This window comes from Vibrio sp. OPT41, from assembly GCF_015163595.1.
GTDB classification, from domain to species: domain Bacteria; phylum Pseudomonadota; class Gammaproteobacteria; order Enterobacterales; family Vibrionaceae; genus Vibrio; species Vibrio alginolyticus.
Genome location: NZ_JADDYH010000023.1, coordinates 18,632 through 39,167 on the forward strand (window position 1 = coordinate 18,632; position 20,536 = coordinate 39,167).

The 20,536-nt window shown below is 45.9% G+C and carries 18 protein-coding genes and 1 pseudogene; 5 read left to right on the top strand and 14 right to left on the bottom strand.

The annotated features are described in order from the left end of the window. Positions 1-68 precede the first annotated feature (68 nt). The 5 genes from IQP38_RS11325 to IQP38_RS11345 all read right to left on the bottom strand — a co-directional run bounded on the left by IQP38_RS11325 (position 69) and on the right by IQP38_RS11345 (position 4,643). Positions 69-1,454 (bottom strand): class II fumarate hydratase, encoded by a 1,386-nt coding sequence (locus tag IQP38_RS11325; RefSeq protein WP_005386369.1) that lies wholly within the window; start codon positions 1,452-1,454, stop codon positions 69-71. Between the two features lie 17 nt (positions 1,455-1,471). Continuing rightward, the gene (locus IQP38_RS11330; RefSeq protein WP_005382370.1) at positions 1,472-1,849 is read right to left on the bottom strand and encodes a hypothetical protein; all 378 of its coding nucleotides are present in this window, start codon (positions 1,847-1,849) and stop codon (positions 1,472-1,474) included. Between the two features lie 199 nt (positions 1,850-2,048). After that, positions 2,049-2,531, bottom strand: coding sequence for a hypothetical protein (locus IQP38_RS11335; protein ID WP_193837582.1), 483 nt, complete (start codon positions 2,529-2,531; stop codon positions 2,049-2,051). 108 nt (positions 2,532-2,639) lie between these two features. After that, on the bottom strand, positions 2,640-4,367 hold the full coding sequence (locus IQP38_RS11340; protein ID WP_005382372.1) for a sodium:solute symporter family protein: 1,728 nt from the start codon (positions 4,365-4,367) through the stop codon (positions 2,640-2,642). A 12-nt stretch (positions 4,368-4,379) separates the two neighbouring features. Then, positions 4,380-4,643 (bottom strand): DUF4212 domain-containing protein, encoded by a 264-nt coding sequence (locus tag IQP38_RS11345; RefSeq protein WP_005382373.1) that lies wholly within the window; start codon positions 4,641-4,643, stop codon positions 4,380-4,382. Positions 4,644-5,163: 520 nt separating this feature from the next. Here IQP38_RS11345 and IQP38_RS11350 point away from each other — a divergent pair. Next, positions 5,164-6,915: a potassium/proton antiporter gene (locus IQP38_RS11350; protein WP_054577280.1), complete on the top strand. Its 1,752-nt coding sequence runs from the start codon at positions 5,164-5,166 to the stop codon at positions 6,913-6,915. Here IQP38_RS11350 and IQP38_RS11355 read toward each other — a convergent pair. From IQP38_RS11355 to aspA, 4 genes are all read right to left on the bottom strand, one after another. Continuing rightward, entirely contained in the window at positions 6,912-7,541 is a 630-nt protein-coding gene (locus IQP38_RS11355) for a response regulator (protein ID WP_005382375.1), read from the bottom strand. The two genes, IQP38_RS11350 and IQP38_RS11355, sit on opposite strands and share 4 nt — an antisense overlap. 194 nt (positions 7,542-7,735) lie before the next feature. Next, a complete protein-coding gene (locus tag IQP38_RS11360) occupies positions 7,736-9,568 on the bottom strand; it encodes a protein-disulfide reductase DsbD (RefSeq protein ID WP_193837583.1) in 1,833 nt (610 codons plus the stop codon). A gap of 161 nt (positions 9,569-9,729) precedes the next feature. After that, the gene (locus IQP38_RS11365) at positions 9,730-11,037 is read right to left on the bottom strand and encodes an anaerobic C4-dicarboxylate transporter (protein WP_005382378.1); all 1,308 of its coding nucleotides are present in this window, start codon (positions 11,035-11,037) and stop codon (positions 9,730-9,732) included. Positions 11,038-11,213: 176 nt separating this feature from the next. Beyond that, entirely contained in the window at positions 11,214-12,665 is a 1,452-nt protein-coding gene (gene aspA, locus IQP38_RS11370) for an aspartate ammonia-lyase (protein ID WP_005382379.1), read from the bottom strand. Between the two features lie 431 nt (positions 12,666-13,096). Here aspA and IQP38_RS11375 point away from each other — a divergent pair, with 431 nt between their 5' ends. Beyond that, a complete protein-coding gene (locus IQP38_RS11375) occupies positions 13,097-13,615 on the top strand; it encodes an FxsA family protein (protein ID WP_005386383.1) in 519 nt (172 codons plus the stop codon). Positions 13,616-13,685: 70 nt separating this feature from the next. Here the strand turns inward: IQP38_RS11375 and trmL are convergent, their stop codons facing one another. From trmL to IQP38_RS11395, 4 genes are all read right to left on the bottom strand, one after another. After that, complete coding sequence (gene trmL / locus IQP38_RS11380) at positions 13,686-14,165, bottom strand: tRNA (uridine(34)/cytosine(34)/5-carboxymethylaminomethyluridine(34)-2'-O)-methyltransferase TrmL (protein WP_005382381.1); 480 nt, start codon at positions 14,163-14,165, stop codon at positions 13,686-13,688. A gap of 136 nt (positions 14,166-14,301) precedes the next feature. Then, positions 14,302-14,910 carry a superoxide dismutase gene (locus IQP38_RS11385; protein ID WP_005382382.1) on the bottom strand — a complete coding sequence of 203 codons (609 nt, stop codon included), beginning with the start codon at positions 14,908-14,910 and terminating at the stop codon, positions 14,302-14,304. A gap of 174 nt (positions 14,911-15,084) precedes the next feature. Next, positions 15,085-16,479, bottom strand: a complete 1,395-nt coding sequence (cpxA, locus tag IQP38_RS11390) for an envelope stress sensor histidine kinase CpxA (protein WP_005382383.1) — start codon at positions 16,477-16,479, stop codon at positions 15,085-15,087. Next, positions 16,479-17,168, bottom strand: a complete 690-nt coding sequence (locus tag IQP38_RS11395) for a response regulator (RefSeq protein ID WP_005382384.1) — start codon at positions 17,166-17,168, stop codon at positions 16,479-16,481. The genes cpxA and IQP38_RS11395 overlap by 1 nt, the downstream gene beginning before the upstream one ends. A gap of 190 nt (positions 17,169-17,358) precedes the next feature. On the opposite strand from IQP38_RS11395, the gene IQP38_RS11400 reads away from it, so the two are divergent. The 3 genes from IQP38_RS11400 (at position 17,359) to pfkA (ending at position 20,137) form a co-directional block, all read left to right on the top strand. Then, positions 17,359-17,871 carry a CpxP family protein gene (locus IQP38_RS11400; RefSeq protein ID WP_047104268.1) on the top strand — a complete coding sequence of 171 codons (513 nt, stop codon included), beginning with the start codon at positions 17,359-17,361 and terminating at the stop codon, positions 17,869-17,871. 111 nt (positions 17,872-17,982) lie between these two features. Beyond that, positions 17,983-18,891: a CDF family cation-efflux transporter FieF gene (gene fieF, locus IQP38_RS11405; protein WP_025768809.1), complete on the top strand. Its 909-nt coding sequence runs from the start codon at positions 17,983-17,985 to the stop codon at positions 18,889-18,891. Positions 18,892-19,174: 283 nt separating this feature from the next. Next, positions 19,175-20,137, top strand: coding sequence for a 6-phosphofructokinase (gene pfkA / locus IQP38_RS11410; RefSeq protein ID WP_005381521.1), 963 nt, complete (start codon positions 19,175-19,177; stop codon positions 20,135-20,137). A gap of 91 nt (positions 20,138-20,228) precedes the next feature. Here pfkA and IQP38_RS26385 read toward each other — a convergent pair. Further along, positions 20,229-20,536: pseudogene (locus tag IQP38_RS26385) on the bottom strand (MATE family efflux transporter); the annotation flags it as partial.

Below are 20,536 nucleotides of genomic sequence, written 5' to 3' on the forward strand. Positions count from 1 at the left end.
TATAAAAAGAGACCTCCGAATGGAGGTCTCGATGTTTGTAATCTTAGTTGATAGGCTGAGTTTGCCGCTTATTCTGCGACGCCGCCTTGAGTCAGTTTGGCTGGATTAAGCAATCGCTCTAGTGTGGCTCTATCCAAATCAGTTTCTTCTTCCGCGACATCAATAATCGCGCGTCCCTGTTTGTAGGCTTTTTTCGCGACTTCTGCCGCTTTTAGGTAACCAATGACAGGGTTGAGAGCCGTGACCAAAATAGGGTTTTTGGCGAGTGCTACATCCAAGTTATCTTGGCGAACTTCAAACGTCGCAATGGCTTTGTCAGCTAAAGCGGTTGCGCTGTTAGAGAGTAACTCGATGCTCTCCAATACGTTATGAGCAATAACTGGCAGCATGACGTTAAGCTGGAAGTTGCCCGCTTGGCCTGCGACGGTAATGGTGGTGTCATTACCAATGACTTGCGCTGATGCCATAGCTGCGGCTTCTGGGATCACAGGATTTACTTTGCCAGGCATGATGGAAGAACCCGGTTGCAAGCCTTGTAATTCAATCTCACCTAAACCAGCTAATGGGCCTGAATTCATCCAACGAAGATCATTTGCGATCTTCATGATCGCAACTGCTGCTGTTTTGAGCTGTCCCGACAGAGCGACGATCGCATCTTGACTGCTTAAATTGAAAAAGAAGTTATCACTGGCCGTGAACTGAATACGAGTTGACTGGGTTAGGTTGCTAGCGAATAAGTCTGCAAAGCGTGGATCGGCATTGATCCCCGTTCCAACCGCCGTACCACCTTGGGCTAAGGCTTTTACAGCAGGAAGTGTTTGTTCAATCGCTTGTTTTGCATGCTCGATTTGGAACTGCCAACCGCCAAGTTCTTGAGCAAAGGTAATTGGCATCGCATCCATTAAGTGGGTGCGACCGGTTTTTACAACATCTTTCAATGCTTGTTGCTTAGACTCTAGTGTTTGGCTTAGGTGTGACAGGGCCGGGAAGAGCTGTTTTTCAATGGCTAATGCTGCGCTAACTTGAATGGCCGTCGGTACCACATCGTTGCTGCTTTGTCCCATGTTGACGTGATCATTAGGGCTGACAGTGCCGCCTAGATGCTGGGAGGCCAGTGTTGCAATCACTTCATTCGCATTCATATTTGAGCTAGTGCCTGATCCCGTTTGGAACACGTCAATTGGGAATTGCTCAATATGATTGCCTTCGATAATTGCTTGAGCTGCGTCAGCAATCGCGTTGGCAATATCTCCCTCAAGCAGCCCTAGCTGTGCGTTGGTGAGTGCCGCAGTCTGCTTGATGTGTGCTAACGCTTTGATAAAACCAGATGGCATTTTATGTTGACTGAATGAGAAGTTATCGACGGCGCGTTGAGTCTGGGCTTGGTAGAGAGCATCTGCAGGGACCGTTACTTCGCCCATACTGTCAGTTTCTATGCGGAATTCGGTGCTCATGGTAGGGATCCTTTTGGTTAATCGAGTGAGATTTGAATCAGGCGTAATTGTTGTTGTAGTGCGAGAAATTTCACGTCGCCTTGTTCAAACTGGTAGTAATAGCGTTTGAGGCAGAATAATGGCGTATGGATAGAATCGAGACAGACACGACGGAAGATACGACTGCGAGTTGAGTCTTGAATTGCGTCTAGTAAATGGAAATAAACCTGACGTAAAAACAGCTCACACAACAATAGATTTTCTTCATCGGCATCGTGTTCATAACAAGAAGACAACACCATTCCCCAATGAATATAGTCATGAATCACGTCTGGCTCAAAGCCATGTGGTGCGGCGAGAAGGAATCTATCTTGGGCTTTAAAAAATGCGTTAAAGATGTCCCGTTTGTTGTCCATAACCACCTCTCATTAAATGTAATGATAATTATTATCAATTAACTTGTGAGTTGGCAACCCTTTTTAGAGTAAGAGGTTGTTGAAGAAAGACTTACTGAAACAAAAGCCGACGCAAAGGCGTCGGCTGAGTAGGAATTCATTTATGCTGAGTGAAACTAAGTCACTGTCGTTTGAATACCGGTGAATTAGCTTGTCACCGTTATTCAGTAAATAAGGTTTCGTACTTCACAAATGCGGTTTGTGTTTCACCATAATACAGTGTACCGCCTGATTGAATGACGACTCTTAACCAGCTTTCTGCAGATGCAGGCTTTGGTAAGGTGATGTACCAGCTTTGGCCTGCTTGATCGGCGGGCTTCATATTAATCGGTTGAGCGTTTTTCTCTTTGTCACTCACAATAGAAACTTTAACACCTTCGAGTGGGTAAGCGGCGTTGAGTGATAATTCTAAGTTATTTTTAGTGAGTTTTTCCGAGCGAAATTTCACTTTAAAATCGCCATTTTCCATATCACACAGACCACTGGTGTAACGACAATTAGACTTACTCGCGAGTTTGTAAGTTTCCCCTTCTTGTGCCGCGTGGGGCTTCTCGCTGAGGGCCATATCGGTACCGAAGTAAGCGATCAAAGAGAGAACTGGCGCAATCAGTAGAGCGAGAATAAAGTGCTTGTTTTTGAACATCTTGGCTTCCTTGCAACGACATACTGCGAATATGGTAACTGAAAAGTGAGAATAAAAAAGCCCCGGACGGCTGGTTCCAAACGGGGCTTTTGTGGTTTTGATTAGTTTTTAGTGATCCACTGCACTACCAGCACCTACTGGCACGCGAACGTGTTCGACTAGGTCTTTTACTTCTTGTGGCGTTTCTGCTGTTACTTTGGAGACAGCGAATGCGACGATGAAGTTAAATAGTGCGCCAATAGCACCAAACGCGTTTGGCTCAATACCCAGGAACCAGTTTGTTCCCCAGCTTTCTAGATATTTCCAATCAGCAACGAAAAGGATGCCTTTGTGTTGGAATACGTAGAACAGCGTAATACTGATACCCGCAATCATACCGGCGATTGCGCCTTCTTTGTTGATGCTCTTGCTGAAGATGCCCATCATCAATGCAGGGAAGATGGATGAAGCGGCAAGACCAAAGGCGAGTGCTACCGTACCTGCGGCAAATCCAGGCGGATTTAAACCGAGATAGCCTGCGGCTGCTATCGCTACTGCCATTGATATTCGACTAGCAAGTAGCTCTTTTTTCTCGGATATGTTCGGATTGATAACCCCTTTGATTAAGTCATGGGAAATAGCTGAAGAAATGGCGAGTAGTAAACCTGCTGCGGTAGATAGTGCAGCTGCAAGACCACCTGCTGCCACAAGTGCAATCACCCAGTTTGGTAGTTTAGCGATCTCTGGGTTAGCCAATACCATGATGTCGTTATCAACGCGCAGTTCGTTGGTGGACGCATCTGAAGTGTATTGGATATTGCCATCGCCATTTTTATCGTCAAAACCGAGTAGTCCAGTTGTTTCCCAGTTTTTGAACCACGCAGGACGCTCGTCATACGCTAGGTGCTGACCCGGAGCTGGATTTACCGTATTCATTAGGTTGAGACGAGCCATCGCTGATACCGCTGGTGCAGTAGTGTAAAGGATTGCGATGAAGATCAGAGCCCAGCCTGCTGATGTACGTGCGTCGCGAACCTTCGGCACGGTAAAGAAACGGATAATTACGTGTGGTAGACCGGCAGTACCAATCATCAGTGACATGGTGTAGACAAACATATTAAGTGTGTCGCCACGTACTTGGGTCGTGTATTCACTGAATCCGAGTTCGGTCACCACTTGGTCAAGCCGATCGAGTAGATAGACATCGGTACCAGCCATGGTACTCCCTAGACCAATTTGTGGGATTGGGTTACCAGTGAGTTGCAGAGAGATAAAGATTGCAGGGATAGTGTAAGCAAGAATGAGTACGCAATATTGAGCAATCTGCGTGTAAGTGATGCCTTTCATGCCGCCAAGAACCGCGTACATGAAAACGATACACATACCAATTAATAGGCCAGTGGAGTAATCCACTTCTAAGAAGCGACCAAACGCAACGCCCACGCCTTTCATCTGACCGATAACATAAGTCACTGATGCGATGATAAGACAAACAACCGCTACGATACGTGCTGTGTTGGAGTAAAAGCGTTCACCAACAAACTCTGGCACCGTAAACTTACCAAATTTGCGTAGGTAAGGCGCTAGCAACAGCGCAAGCAGAACGTAGCCACCAGTCCAACCCATTAGAAATACTGAGCCGCCATAGCCCATGAAGGCAATTAAGCCTGCCATTGAGATAAAGGACGCTGCGGACATCCAATCGGCTGCGGTTGCCATACCGTTTGCAATCGGGTTTACACCGCCACCAGCAACATAAAACTCTTTGGTTGAGCCGGCGCGAGCCCAAATAGCAATCCCGATGTACAGGATGAACGTGGCGCCAACGACCAGGTAGGTAATAGTTTTCAAATCCATCTGAGTGACTCCTTATTCGTCCACGCCGAATTCACGGTCAATTTGGCGCATCTTCCATGCGTAATAGAAAATAATTCCTAGGAAGGCATAGATGGAGCCTTGTTGAGCAAACCAGAAACCGAGTTTGTAACCGCCTAGTTGAAATTGATTTAGTACGTCGACAAATAAAATGCCGCAGCCGAAAGACACGACGAACCAGATGACCATTAGGCCGATCATGAGCTTCACGTTTTTGTCCCAATAGGCTTTGGCTCTTTCTTCGCTTTCAAATGCCATTGCCGTCTCCTTACGATTGGTATTGTTGTTAATGAAATGTTTCAATATGTACATTAGCAAGGTGTTGGCAATAACTCTTTTCAACTTTAGTCGGGGTGTTAAAAATGAGGAACCTCCATACTATGGGCTTTTGCAGCGAATAAAGGGGTAAAATGTTATGTTAATAAACTGTTAAGTTAGCCAAAGGTCTAAAGGTTGATTGGATAAACAAGCATGATTAAGACTGGCCATTAATCTTTTCTTCATTGAATTTGGAGATGCTGTGTAAATATTGGTGGTGATCTTGTGGCTCTCAATGAGAGAAGGCGTAGATAAGAAAGCTCACAAGTAATTTATTTACATAAAGTTTTCGCATCAAATCACCGTTTTAACGCACAATAAAGTAATATAACTGAGTCATTCTCGTACAACCTCGCATTTTGAGACGGTGTAAAGGGGAGGCAGATTAGGGCATTACCTCATTAACGAAGTAGCCTTGCTCATCACAATTATTATCGTTTTTCATTAAGGGAGGGTGAGAATGGACGCAGACACCATTAACAGTTTTTTTCTAATAGGTGCGTTGTTAATCGCACTTAGCGTTCTTTTAAGCCCAGTGTCTTCTAAGTTGGGAATCCCAATTCTTTTGGTATTTTTAGCCGTTGGAATGCTAGCGGGGGAAGACGGCTTAGGCGGCATTTTATTCGATAACTTTTCGATCGCTTATTTGGTTAGTAACCTCGCATTAGCCATCATTTTGCTTGATGGTGGGATGAGAACGCGGGTCGCCAGCTTTAGGGTTGCGTTATGGCCCTCGGTCTCTTTGGCGACATTTGGCGTTGCGATCACCACCATTTTAACCGGGCTGATGGCAACGTGGTTATTCGACTTAGATTTATTGCAAGGCATATTGGTTGGTGCGATTGTTGGTTCCACCGATGCTGCCGCGGTCTTCTCTCTACTCAAAGGTCGTAGCCTGAACGAACGTGTTGGTTCAACGCTGGAAATTGAATCCGGCACCAATGACCCAATGGCGGTGTTTCTGACCGTAACTCTGATTGCTATTTTAGCGAACCCTGGCGCAGATTTAAGTGCGGGCTTTTTGGCGTTCAGTTTTCTTAAGCAGTTTGGTATTGGCGCGTTACTTGGCTTCGCTGGTGGCTGGATCTTATGGAAAGTTATCAATCGCAATCAATTACCAGATGGGCTGTATTCTATTTTAACGGTCAGTGGTGGCTTGCTTATTTTCGCTTTATCTAACACTTTGGGTGGCAGTGGTATTTTGTCGATTTACCTTGTTGGTCTTTTATTAGGTAACCGTCCAACACGCAGCCGCCACTCTATTCTTCATGTTTTAGATGGTATGACGTGGCTAGCTCAAATTGGTATGTTCTTGGTGCTTGGTTTGTTGGTTACGCCATCCAATTTACTCTCTATTGCGTTGCCAGGTCTTGCGCTTGCTTTCGGGATGATTTTGTTTGCCCGACCAATCTCAGTTTGGATTGGTTTACTGCCATTCAAGAGTTTCACGCCACGTGAAAAGTGGTTTGTCTCTTGGGTAGGACTGCGTGGTGCTGTACCTATCATCCTCGCGGTATTTCCGATGATGGCAGGGTTGCCAGATGCTCAACTGTACTTCAATTTGGCATTCTTTGTAGTAATGGTGTCTTTGATAGTACAAGGGGGCACGTTGACTAAGGCGATGTCTCTTGCAAAGGTCGAGCTACCTTCTAAGCCTGAGCCAATTTCGCGTACGGGTGTAGAGATTTACCCGACCAGTGAGTGGGAGCTGTTTATCTATAGACTTAAAGCAGATAAATGGTGCATTGGTGAGCCATTACGTAGTCTTTCGATGCCGGAAGGAACGCGTATCGCCGCTGTATTTCGCAGTAAAGAGCTATTGCACCCATCCGGCAGTACGCGTCTTGAGGAAGATGATACCTTGTGTGTATTAGCACAAGAAAAGGATTTAGATGCACTGAGCTTACTGTTTAGTGAAGCCCCAGAGAAAGCGTCGCTAGCGCGATTCTTCGGTGACTTCTTCCTCGATATTGAAGTGAAGCTTGCCGATATTGCCGTGATGTATGGTTTGAATCTGGGGGATGAACCGCTGGATAAAAGTTTGAGAAACCTTGTCGAAGAGCAATTAGGTAGCACGCCAGTATTGGGAGACCATTTCGAGTGGCAAGGTTTGCATTGGATCGTCGCTGATGTTGTTGATCAGCAGGTCACTAAAGTCGGTATCCGATTGCCAAACGAAAAAAGTAAGTCTGACGATAAGATGTCAATCTAGTCGCTCATTTCCGTCAGCATAATCACGGCTTGCGTGCGGTTCTTTACACCGAGCTTACGGAAAATCGCTGTCATGTGCGCTTTTATGGTGGCTTCTGAAACATTCAATTCGTAAGCGATTTGCTTGTTCAGCAAGCCATCGGACAACATTCCCAACACTTTATATTGCTGCGGTGTTAGCGCAGCAATCTTTTCCGCTAAGTCATTACATGCCGCGTTATTGGTGATCAACCCTTCAGGGAAGTATGGGTCGCCATTCAGCACTTGATTGAGCGCGTTCACTAATTCGCGCATGTCGCTGGACTTGGGAATAAAACCAAATGCACCATGGCTTTTCACCTGCGTCACGATCGCCGGCTCTTCACTCGCTGAAACGACGACGATAGGTAAATCTGGATGCTCTGCTCGCAAATGAATCAAGCCAGACATACCATTTGCTCCTGGCATTTTGAGATCCAATAGCACTAAATCTGGCTCTTCCTCTCGCTCCAACAAAGCCAGAAGTGCGTCGAGTGAGTCCGCTTCCAGCAAATTTGCACCACTAATAGCCATGTGGATAGATTGAAACAAGGCATTCCGGAAGAGTGGGTGATCATCTGCAATAATGATGGTGTAGGTCGAATCCATGACGTTAAACACTTTTGACTATTTCGTTAAATTTATTATTGTCCAGCTTTGAGAGAGTGGACAATATTTATTCGCTAAAAGTCTGAACCAAATCGACTTTTATTAGGAAAATTGCATATAAACGCAATGTTCTTATTCAAATCTGAGCAACAAAAAAAGCCAGTGGACATCACTGGCGTTTGAATATCTGGTTATCAGAACTGCTTGATATGCTCTAAGAAAGGCTCGGCTTGCATAAAGCCCGTCAAACGAGCGTTTGAAACGTGTTCACCACTGGCATCCCAAAACTCAATTGTTGGTAAACCAAGCACACTCATGTGCTTCAGTAGTTCGATGTCTTGCACTTGGTTTTTGGTCACGTCCGCTTGCAGAAGAACGAAGTCTTGCAGTTTGGCTTCGACGCTTGGGTCATGGAAGGTGTACTTTTCAAACTCTTTACATGCTACACACCAATCGGCGTAGAAATCGAGCATGACGGGTTTACCTGCCGCTTTCGCAAGTGCCAGTTGTTCTTCAAGATCCGCCACGTTAGCAATGCGAGTAAAGCTAACAGTGGCTTGCTGAGTTTGTGTTGTGCTGTTGCCAAACCAGTAATTTAAGATAGGTTGTGCTGAGGCTAGCAAACCTAAGACGGCGATTATGCCCACGGCACTTTGTTTCCAGCCACCAAACTCTAGACTGTTTTTGATGTGGTATAGCCAACCAAAAGCAGCAATACCCAGTGCTGACCACAGAATCGTTGACCACATTTCTGGCATGATGCGTTCTAGTAAGAAGATAGGTGCGGCAAGCAGAATAAAGCCGAAGAGTGTTTTCACTCGGTCCATCCAACCACCTGCTTTTGGTAGCAGTTTGTTGCCGAAGACCGCAACAAGAATCAGCGGAATACCCATGCCCATCGCCAGCGCGTATAACGCGATACCACCGGTAAGCAAATCGCCGCTTTGTGCCACGTAAAGTAGCGCACCAGACAGAGGTGCCGTGGTACATGGTGAGCACACCAGTCCAGAAATCGCCCCCATGGCGAATACGCCTGCACTGCTGCCGCCTTGCTGTTTGTTGCTGAGGTTGTTTAACCACGTTTGAACGTTGCTTGGTAGCTGTAATGAGTACAGACCAAACATAGACAAAGCGAGTGCGATGAACAGTACGCTCAAGCCAATCAGCACATAAGGGTGTTGCATTGCCGCTTGGAACTGCATACCTGCAGATGCCACCACAAGGCCGAGTAGGGTGTAAGTCAGTGCCATGCCTTGCACGTAGACGAATGACAAGCCTAGCGCGCGGCGTTGGCTTAGCTTGCCACTGCCAAGCACTATGCTGGTCAGAATTGGGTACATCGGCAGCACACAAGGTGTAAACGCCAAGCCCACACCAAGCGCCAAGAACAGAAGTGGTGTCCACCAGTTATCAGCAAGGTTGGCAGCAAGGCTATCTTGCTGTGTTACTGGCACTGATGATGTGTCACCAGACGTAGATGATTGCACCGCTGGTGGCGTTGCTGTTGGTGTCTGTTCTGCTTTTGATGTAGTTGTCGCCGTTGTTGAATCTGAGTTCGACGAAGTAAACGCGCTGATAGGAATCACGCGAGTTTCTGGCGGGTAACAGAAGCCTGCTTTCGCACAACCTTGGTATTGCACGACTACGCGCGCACCGTCTTGCCAATCATGCATTGGTACATTAACGAAGAGAGGTTGAGTATAGATATGCACGTCACCAAAGAATTCATCTTTATGCGGTGTGCCGTCTTCCATTTGCAGTTCGCCTAGCGATACTTTCTCACCAGCTACAGACAAGCGCTCTTGATATAGGTAGTACCCGTCACGTACCTGCCAATCGAGCATCAATTTGTCATCTTGCTGGTAGAAGTTAAATGGAAACGCCTGATCAACAGGAACAAAACTGTCGCTGCTGCTACCAAAACTGTTGTTCTGGCTACTGTTAAACTGGTCTTTGCCAAATAAAGCTAAAGACGGAGTGGAAAAGGTAATGAGCCCTAAGAGTAAAACGGGAAGTAATGCGCGCATAAAAGAGTCAATTCATCTTAGATAATTGCCGTTAGTGTAACTCAATCAGACCCGGAGGCGAGTCAATAAGTTTCATGAAAATGAAGATTTATTGAGCATAAATCAAGACAACAGGCAATAAAAAAGGGAGCCGAAGCTCCCCGAGTAAGACTCTGTTTCTACTAGATCAGTAGACCACCGAATGCGAAGCCAAGTGCTACCGCAGAAGCGATGGTTACCACACCAGGTACAAAGAATGGGTGGTTGAATACGTACTTACCGATACGAGTTGAACCCGTGTCGTCCATCTCAACCGCTGCTAGAAGCGTTGGGTAAGTTGGCAGCACGAATAGCGCACTTACTGCTGCGAAAGATGCAACTGCGGTAAGTGGTGCGACACCGATTGCTAGTGCTGCTGGCATCAGCGCAACAGTGGTTGCACCTTGTGAGTAAAGCAGCATTGAAGCGAAGAATAGAACAAGTGCTAGCATCCATGGGTAGTCTGCTAGTAGCGCACCAGCCACTTCTTTGATGCCGTCAACGTGCGCGTTAACGAACGTAGAACCTAGCCATGCCACACCAAGAACACACACACACGCTGTCATACCAGAGCGGAATGTTGCTGCGGCTGGGATTTTGCCAGCATCGATTTTACAGCTCATTACGATAGCTGCCGCAGCTGCTAGCATTACCGTCATGATAGCTTCGTTACGGCCTAGAGCAGGGTTCTCGATAAGACCCACAGAGCCAGAAATTGCTGCTGCGTAACACACGACAAATGCGATTGCGCCTAGGAAGATGAAGGTTGCTTTCTTCGCTGTTGGTAGGATTTCGCGTTTTGCTTCTGTATTTAGCTTGATTAAGCCTTTTTCTAGACGCTCTTGGTATTCAGCATCGTCTTTTAGCTCACAGCCCATGAAGTTCGCCACGAACGCACCGATCATGCACGCGATGAACGTCGTTGGGATACAGATTGCTAGTAGTGTTAGGTAGTCAACGCCAAATGGGTGCAGCATTGCCGCGAACGCTACAACAGCCGCTGAGATTGGTGATGCGGTGATAGCGATTTGCGATGCCACGACCGCGATAGACAGTGGACGAGAAGGGCGCACGCCTTGGCCTTTCGCTACTTCTGCAATCACTGGCAAAGTAGAGAATGCCGTGTGGCCAGTACCCGCCATTAATGTCATTAGGTAAGTTACGATAGGCGCATAAAAGGTGATGCGCTCAGGATGCTTGCGCAAAAAGTTTTCAGCAACTTGCACCATCCAGTCTAAACCACCCGCTACTTGCATTGCTGCGATAGCGGTGATTACAGACATGATGATCAAAATTACGTCAACGGGAATGTAAGCTTGGCTTGTTGGTACGCCCAAGATCAAAGACAACGCAATGACCCCAGCACCACCGGCAAAACCAATGCCGATACCACCGATTCTTGCCCCCAAATAGATGAAGAGCAGAACCACGAAGAGTTCGACCATGACCATATTGATACCTCTTTAGTTTTTTATTTGATTCTGATTTTTTGAACACTCAGGAACAGGAGTAAATGCTCAGAGAATGAGAACCTAGTGGTTTAGCGGCAATAAAAGCATATAAAAAATGTGGTTAACCGTATGAGAGCCTAAAAAAGGGGCCTGAGTGGCCCCCTTCGGATTCGTTATTACTCGTAACGTTTTGCTTTGTAAGTAGGATGCATGAAGTTTTCTACTGACAAGATTTCATCAAGCTCCTCTGCTGTAAGCAGACCGCGCTCTAGCACGACTTCACGAACACTCTTACCAGTTTCTGCACAAATCTTACCTACGATGTCACCTTCGTGGTGGCCGATGTATGGGTTTAGGTAAGTGACGATACCGATAGAGTTGTAAACGTAGTTTTCGCAAACTTCTTTGTTCACAGTGATGCCGTCGATACATTTATCACGTAGGTTCACACACGCGTTGTGTAGTAGAGAGATAGACTCAAACACACTTTGTGCGATCACAGGTTCCATAACGTTTAGTTGTAGCTGACCGCCTTCTGCTGCGAAAGAAACCGTGTTGTCGTTACCGAGAACTTTGAAGCAAACTTGGTTTACTACTTCTGGGATAACTGGGTTTACTTTAGCTGGCATGATTGAAGAGCCTGCTTGCATTTCAGGTAGGTTCAATTCATTTAGACCCGCACGAGGACCAGAAGAAAGTAGACGAAGGTCGTTACAGATCTTCGATAGTTTCACTGCTAGGCGTTTTAGCGCGCCGTGAGTCATTACGTATGCACCACAGTCAGACGTTGCTTCGATAAGGTCTTCTGCTGCAACAACGTCAAGGCCTGTTACTTCCGCTAGGTGTTTTACTGCAAGCGCTTGGTAGCCAGTTGGTGTATTTAGACCAGTACCGATTGCGGTTGCGCCTAGGTTGATTTCTAGGAGGAGTTTAGATGTGTAATCTAGAGCACGAATCTCTTCGTTTAGTGTTACCGCCCACGCATGGAACTCTTGACCTACTGTCATTGGTACTGCGTCTTGAAGCTGAGTACGGCCCATTTTCAGTACATCTTTAAACTCAACGGCTTTAAGTTCGAATGCGCCTTTTAGGTACTCAATTGCTTCCATTAGCTTGTGTACGCTGTTGTATACCGCAATACGGAAACCTGTTGGGTACGCACAGTTGGTTGATTGGCTCTTGTTTACATGGTCATTTGGGTTAACAAATTCGTATTGGCCTTTCTCTTTACCCATCAACTCAAGCGCGACGTTTGCGATCACTTCGTTCGTGTTCATGTTAACTGAAGTGCCTGCACCGCCTTGGAATACGTCTGATGGGAACTGATCCATACACTTGCCAGTTTCTAGGATCAAATCACACGCTTCGATGATGTAGTTTGCAACGTCTTTTGGAATAGCGCCAAGTTCTTTGTTTGCTAACGCTGCTGCTTTTTTGGTCATTACCATGCCGCGTACAAATTCTGGTACGTCAGAAATGGTCATATTAGAGATGTTGAAGTTCTCGATCGCACGTAGCGTATGAATACCGTAGTACGCATCTGCAGGGACATGACGTTGACCTAATAGATCTTCTTCAATACGAGTGGCTGGGTTTGCTGTTTTTGGAGCATCAGATAGGGTAGCCATAGCAGGATCCTTAGATGATAATTCTGATAATAAAGTTATTTATTAGCCATTTCTGCAATCTAGAATCCATTCATCAGAATTTTTGGCTGGAAAATCCGTCCTGACTTATGTGGCACATGATACTGCACCTAGCGCATAAAAATAGTAACTAGATCACCTTTTTCGTTTTTCATGAGTCAATAATTTGCAAAGTATGAACGGGTTATTAATAACCCTTTATGGGTACTCGATTTTCCTCGACAAACATGAGTTTTTAGAGTTCGAAATTAGCACTTTAAAAGCACGAAAAAATCGGTATGCAATTGAATGAAACGCGCTCCCGCTACTTTGTCTAAAAAAGAAGGAGACCAGTATGAACACGCTTTTTTACAACGATTCGTTTGAGCTTAGTCTGCTTTTACCATTACACTGAATTAAACAAAGGAGGGCGTGTGTTTCCTATCTTATTATTAGCGTTTATTTTTGTTCCGATCATTGAAATCGGCTTATTTATTCAGGTGGGCGGCTTTTTAGGTTTATGGCCGACCATTGCACTAGTCTTAATCACTGCATTTGTTGGTGCGTCGTTGGTTCGTAGCCAAGGTATACAAACACTGATGTCAGTACAGGGGCGTCTTGAACAAGGTGAAATTCCAGCCCAGCAAATTTTTGAAGGCGTAATGCTAGCGGTGGCTGGCGTGCTACTGTTAACCCCGGGCTTTATGACCGATGCCCTTGGTATGTTGGTGTTGCTTCCTGCGCCACGCGCCGCGATAGCTAAATACTTGATGAGCAAAATGGTGGTGAAAACCATGCATGGTGGTGGCTTCCAAGGTGGTTTCTCTAACCAGGGGCCATTTGAGCAAGACCCGTTCCGTCGTGACCCATTTGATTCCCAGTCAGATAATGGCAAGACCTTCGAAGGGGAATACGAGCGTAAAGACGATGATGATCGCAACAAGCTCAACTGATTGAGTTAGACAGTAAAGAAAACAAAAGGGCGCACCAAGCGCCCTTTTCTGTATTTGGAATTCGTGCTGCTTACAATGCGCCTTCAAAGCCCATTTGACGCCATGCTTCAAAAGCAATGATCGCAACGGCATTCGAAAGGTTTAGGCTGCGCGCATCTGGCATCATTGGAATGCGAATACGCTGCTCCATTGGTAAGCTATCGATGATTTCAGCAGGCAAGCCACGAGTTTCTGGACCAAACATCAAAACATCACCCGCTTGGTATTGTGCATCAACGTGGTGACCTGTGGTTTTGGTGGTGCAGGCAAACAATCGATAGTTACCTTGCTTCTCTTTCTCTAAATACTCTAAGAACGCTTGATAGTTTTTATGGCGTGTTACGCGAGCTAAATCATGGTAATCCAAACCAGCACGGCGGACTTTTTTCTCTTCAAGATCGAAACCCAGAGGTTCAATTAAGTGAAGGTTTGCACCGCAGTTGGCGCATAGTCGAATGATGTTGCCGGTGTTCGGCGCGATTTCTGGTTCGTATAAAGCGATATCAAACATGGTATTGAAATAGAGTTGGTCAAAGAGAGGGGCAGTATATACCCAAGTCACCGAGATATGCGAGATTCAGCAAGATTGACCTGGGTATGAAAGCAGGCATTAGCGCGGATGTTAATACCGTAAGTAGTGATGCTCTTTATAAGAGAGCGTGAGCATAGTTTTCTTCAACTGCTCGCCAGTTGACGACGTTCCACCACGCATCAATATATTCTGGGCGACGGTTTTGGTAGCTGATGTAATACGCGTGCTCCCACACGTCTAATGCGAGGATTGGTTCACCGCGCACATCCACTACATCCATCAGAGGGTTGTCTTGATTACTGGTGGACGTAATGTGAATCTCACCATCTTTTACGATCAGCCATGCAAAGCCAGACCCAAAGGTATTGATGGCTGCTTGGGCAAACGCCTCTTTAAATTGCGCAAAGCTACCAAATTTATCGTTAATTGCTTGAGCAAGCGCGCCTTGAGGCTCTCCGCCACCGTTTGGTGACATGCAATTCCAATAAATGATGTGGTTGTAATAGCCGCCCCCATTATTACGTACTGCTGGACTGAGCTTAGAGATATTGTCAAAGATCTCGTCTAATGACTGAGTTTCGAGCTCGCTCCCTTCAACGGCATTTACAAACTTATCAAAGTACGTCTTGTGGTGTTTGCTGTAATGCACTTCCATGGTTTTCGCGTCGATGTACGGCTCTAGTGAATCGTACGGGTAAGGCAGAGCGGGAAATGTATGTGACATAGTAAATCCTCCTTAATTGGAAAATTCACTTTAATGCTAACGATAATTATTATCAACTTTGATCTTTGTAAGGGTATTCTACGAAGCCTCACCAATTTCTAAAGTGAGGGTGGGGCTGTTAATCACTCACTCTAGAAATATGGTGCGAATTATTGTTAGTTCATCAAATTGAGACTAACAATTGATCGGTAAGGTGATACTCATGCGCAATCCGCCTAAAGGACTTCGGCTGGCTGCGATCGTGCCACTGTGCTGGCGAATGGCACTTTCGGTAATGGTTAGGCCGAGACCTGTGCCGCCAGAGTGGCGATCGCGTGCCGTGGAAACGCGATAGAACGGGCGAAAAATCGCGGCCAGTTCCTCTTCTGGTACACCTTCTCCATTATCGTCAACCGTGATACGAAGCGTATCGTCATCGGCTTTGATGTCGATTTGTACCTCATCTTTTCCGTAGTAAATGGCGTTACGAACGATATTTTCCACCGCACTCATCAGCAGTTTAGGGTTACCGGAAATATTGCGCTTAGGTAATTCTGAATAGTGTAGCTGTTTGCCCATTTGCTCTGCTTCAAACTGCGCATCTTTAATGATCTCTTCCCATAAACTTTCTAATGGCTGTGTTTCGCGAGTCATATGACTGTTCGCCTGCATGCGAGAAAGCTCTAATAGTTCGCTGATCATCTGTTCCAAGCGCTGCGCTTCGGTATCGATACGAGTCAATTCTGGGCTTTCTCCTTGTTTACGCGTCGCTAATGCGCTTGCCATGCGTAGACGAGTTAAAGGTGAGCGCAGCTCGTGAGAGATATCGGATAGCAAACGTTGTTGTCCTGAAATCATTTGATTAACCGCTTCGACCATCTGGTTGAAGCTGCTACCTGCTTGACGAAACTCCGCTGTGCCTTTTTCTAAATTTGGGTCTGTGACAAATTCACCTTTCGCTACACGTTGAGCAGCGGCTTCAAGACGACGTGCAGGCTGACTCAATGCCCAAGCAAGCCATAACAGCAATGGTGTACTAACCAGCATGACCGCAAGCAAGAGCTGGAATGGGTGATCAAACAGACGCAGGAGTAGAGGTGGTGGCTCATTCCACTTGAAGCCCACGTACATCAAGATATCGGAACCTGCCAAAGTGATAGGAATTGGGCCCGCAATCATGTATCGACCATACAGCTTCTGCTTTGGATTATTGTAATCTTCGATACTGGTGACAAAGTTTTGCATTGCACGCAATTGAAAATTGCTGCGTTTTTCTGTCGTAAGAACATTACCGCTGTAGTCAGAAAAAAACACTCGTGGGCGAGGGTCGTGCTTGCCGTGGCGGTTGCCCTCGATACGAAAAAGTATGCGGCCTAAATCAGTTTGCTGGCTGTATTTTTGTTGGATTGAGTCACGCGTTTCTACCATACGTTTGTAGTGTTCTTCTGGAATATCGCGAGCTTTGCGTGGGTCCAAATGTGGCAGTGATAGCACGGCTATCAATACTAATAACATGGTGAACCAAAAAATGGCAAAGATGCGTCCATACAGGCTATTGATGTTTGGCAGTTTGATGCGTGATAGGCGCATTAATCCTCCTCAAGCAGCATGTAGCCACGACCACGCAGGGTTTTAATTCGCGGCTTGCCATTGCTTTGATCTGGTAATTTTTTACGTAAGTTCGAGACATGCATATCGATAGCGCGATCAAAAGCAGCGAGTCGTTTACCAAGCACATCTAAGCTCAGTGTCTCTTTGGTCAGCACTTGTCCTGGGTTTTGTACGAAGTGGGTGAGTAGCGCAAACTCGGTTGCCGTGAGGTCGAGTAGCTGTTGCTCACAATACGCTTCTTGCTTACCGGGATAGAGGCGGATTTCTTGATACTCAATGCAATCGCTGTTTTTGGTATTTTTTTGTGTGCTGCTAGTGCGGCGTAAAATCGCACGGATACGCGCCAACAGCTCTCGGTCACTAAAAGGTTTTGGTAAATAATCATCCGCGCCCAGTTCCAAGCCGATCACGCGATCAATTTCTTCCCCTTTAGCGGTCAGCATCAAGACGGGAGTTTCCCAATTTTCACGTAAGCGTTTCAGCGTTTCCATGCCATTGAGTTTTGGCATCATGACATCCAACAAAATCAAATCAATCTTATCATTGATCGCGGCTAAGCCGGCTTCACCGTCATTTGCTTCGCTGACGTCAAACCCTTCGAAACTGAGTACTTCTTTTAATAAGCTGGTTAGCTCGATATCGTCATCGATTAAAAGAATGTTTGCCATGGGGGCACCTATAGTAAGTTACCGATAGCCTAATATTACATTGGAATGATGCGCAACGAAGAGGAGAAAAATCACTCTTTACGATTCTTTACGCTCCCTATACGTCGCTTTACCTAGCGGGTCGTATTCTATACTCAAGCGCTGTGAGAACAGCTCAGAAGAACCACTCACCTGTGTAAGGAATCGTATTATGAAGTCTGCAAAAAAACTTGTGTTAGCTGCTGTTGTTCTACCTCTTACTCTTGGCGCCGCAAGCGCATTCGCTTACGGTGGTAAAAACCATCATAAAGGTCCTCGTGACGAATGCGGCATGGGTATGGACCGAGGTGTCATGCGTCAACTAGACCTGACTGATGCACAAAAAGATCAGCTAAAAGAAATGCGTGAAGCAAACAAAGCAGAAATGAAAGCAAAATTCGCTGATGGCAAAGAAGCACGTATGGCTGAGCGTCAAGCGCATCACGCAAAAGTGCAATCGCTTTTGCTGGCGGATAATTTTGATGAAGCTCAAGCTACCGAGTTAGCAAAAGAGATGGTTGAGCGCCAAACGGAACGTCGCGTGCAAATGCTAGAAAGAAAGCACCAAATGCTTAGCGTATTAACACCTGAGCAGAAAGCGAAATTTGTTGAGCTACAAAATGAACGTATGCAAGAGTGTGGCGACAGAATGCACAAGCGCATGGAAAAGTCGCGCAATAATTAAGTCATGAATTGATGTTATATAAAGAGGCAGCCATTGGTTGCCTCTTTTTGATCTGGTTATTTCATGGTCATTCAATATACTCAACGTATGGTTTTAGTTAACTCTTTGATTATGAAACAGCAATACGCACGTTTAGTTACGACCGCCGCTTGGACTGCAACCATTGTGGCGACGCTTCTTCTGATAGTAAAAGTCATCACGTGGTGGGTAACCGGCTCAGTGAGCTTATTGGCGTCATTGATTGACTCCATGTTAGATATCGCGGCTTCGGTTGTGAATCTTGTGGTGGTTCGTTACGCCTTACAACCGGCAGACCGCGAACATACGTTTGGACATGGTAAAGCTGAGTCCTTAGCGGCCCTAGCCCAAGCAATGTTTATTTCGGGCTCGGCAGTATTTTTGATTCTTAACGGGATTGACCGATTTTTCCGCCCACATGCTTTACACGCACCGGAGTTAGGTGTGTATGTATCGCTGTTTGCGATTGTGGTCACACTTGGCTTGGTGATGTTCCAAAAACATGTGGTTCGCGTGACGGGGAGCCAAGCAATAGCGGCGGATTCTCTGCATTATCAGACTGACTTGTATATGAATGCTGCGATCATGGTTGCTCTGGGGCTCAGTTATTTTGGAGTGACTCAAGCGGATGCTGTGTTTGCGATTGGTATTGGTGTCTTCATTCTTTATAGCGCTTTCAAAATGGTCAGCGAAGCGATTCAAACCTTACTTGATAGAAAGTTGCCCGATGAAGAGCTTGAGCAAATTAACCAAGCTTGTTTGAGCGTAAAAGGGGTATTGGGCGTGCATCAGTTACGCACGCGAATGTCAGGACCGACGCGCTTTATACAGTTGCATTTAGAGCTAGACGATAACTTACGATTAATTGAGGCGCATTACATTGCTGATAAAGTGGAAGATAATTTATTGGCTCTGTTTCCTGATGCGGACGTATTGATCCATCAAGATCCATTGTCTGTCGTTTTCGGACCAGAGAAAGAGCAGAAAGCACAAGATTGGTAGGCTTGAAAAATCCATCAGTGCCCGACGACAAACAGGTACTTATTGACTATCTTTCCATCAATACTTATTAAGATTCGTGATCCTGATATGAATCAACAAAGTTTCATAGAGAAACTGTAATACTCTTACATAAGTAGAAAAGTTACATAAAAAAGTGCGTTTTCATTGGTAATCCTGTAGAGGAAATGTAACATAACGCACAGTTCTGGATTATGCAGGTTGCTTGGTAACAAGGGGCCTAAAAGAAAATTAAATAATTGATTGCCAAAGATCGAGGGTGAGCATGATTAAGAAGATCGGTGTTTTAACAAGTGGCGGTGACGCACCTGGTATGAACGCTGCGATACGCGGCGTAGTACGTACAGCACTATCCGAAGGATTGGAAGTATTCGGTGTGTACGACGGCTACCTAGGCCTATACGAAGGCCGCATCGAGAAGCTAGATCGTTCTAGCGTTTCAGATGTGATCAACAAAGGTGGTACGTTCCTAGGTTCTGCACGTTTCCCTGAATTTAAACAAGTGGAAGTTCGTGAAAAAGCGATTGAGAACCTGAAAAAACATGGTATCGATGCACTAGTGGTAATCGGTGGTGATGGTTCGTACATGGGTGCGAAGAAACTGACTGAAATGGGTTACCCATGTATCGGTCTTCCGGGCACAATCGACAACGATATCGCAGGTACGGATTACACTGTGGGCTACCTAAGTGCACTAAACACCGTTATCGATGCAATCGACCGTTTACGTGATACTTCTTCATCTCACCAACGCATTTCAATTGTAGAAATCATGGGCCGTCACTGTGGTGATTTGACTCTGATGTCTGCAATTGCGGGCGGTTGTGAATACATCATCACTCCGGAAACTGGTCTAGACAAAGACAAGCTGATCAGCAACATCCAAGATGGTATCGCTAAAGGTAAGAAACACGCGATCATCGCGCTTACTGAGCTAATGATGGATGCTAATGAACTAGCACGTGACATCGAAGCCGCGACAGGTCGTGAAACTCGTGCAACAGTACTTGGTCACATCCAACGTGGTGGTCGTCCAACTGCATTTGACCGCGTACTAGCATCTCGTATGGGTAACTACGCTGTTCACCTATTGATCGAAGGTCATGGTGGTCGTTGTGTAGGTATCGTGAAAGAGCAACTTGTTCACCACGATATCATCGACGCAATCGAAAACATGAAGCGTCCAGTACGCAACGATCTATACAAAGTTGCTGAAGAGTTATTCTAAGCAAGCTTGAAATAGATAAACAAAACCGCGGCTTTCCGCGGTTTTTTTGTATTTGAGAATCAACAAAAAAGAAACTAGCGATAGACGAGTGCTAAGACACGCTGCTCTGCTCTATGAGCGTTAATTTGCGCTCGCGCAGCGCAAACAAGTAGCCCAGTAGCCCACCCAACGTATTCCCAACCGCGATACCGATAAACAAGCCTTCAATGCTGTAGATTTGGCTCCCGACCCACGCCGATGGCAAGGTAAAAATGAACAGCCGCATAAAGCTCCACTGGAATGCACGCAATGGCTTGTGCATCGCATTCAAACCACTGACTAACATCATTACGATGCCTTGGAAGCCATAACTAAATGGCACCACCAGTAAATAATGCCAAAGCAGGTTTTTCACCGCAT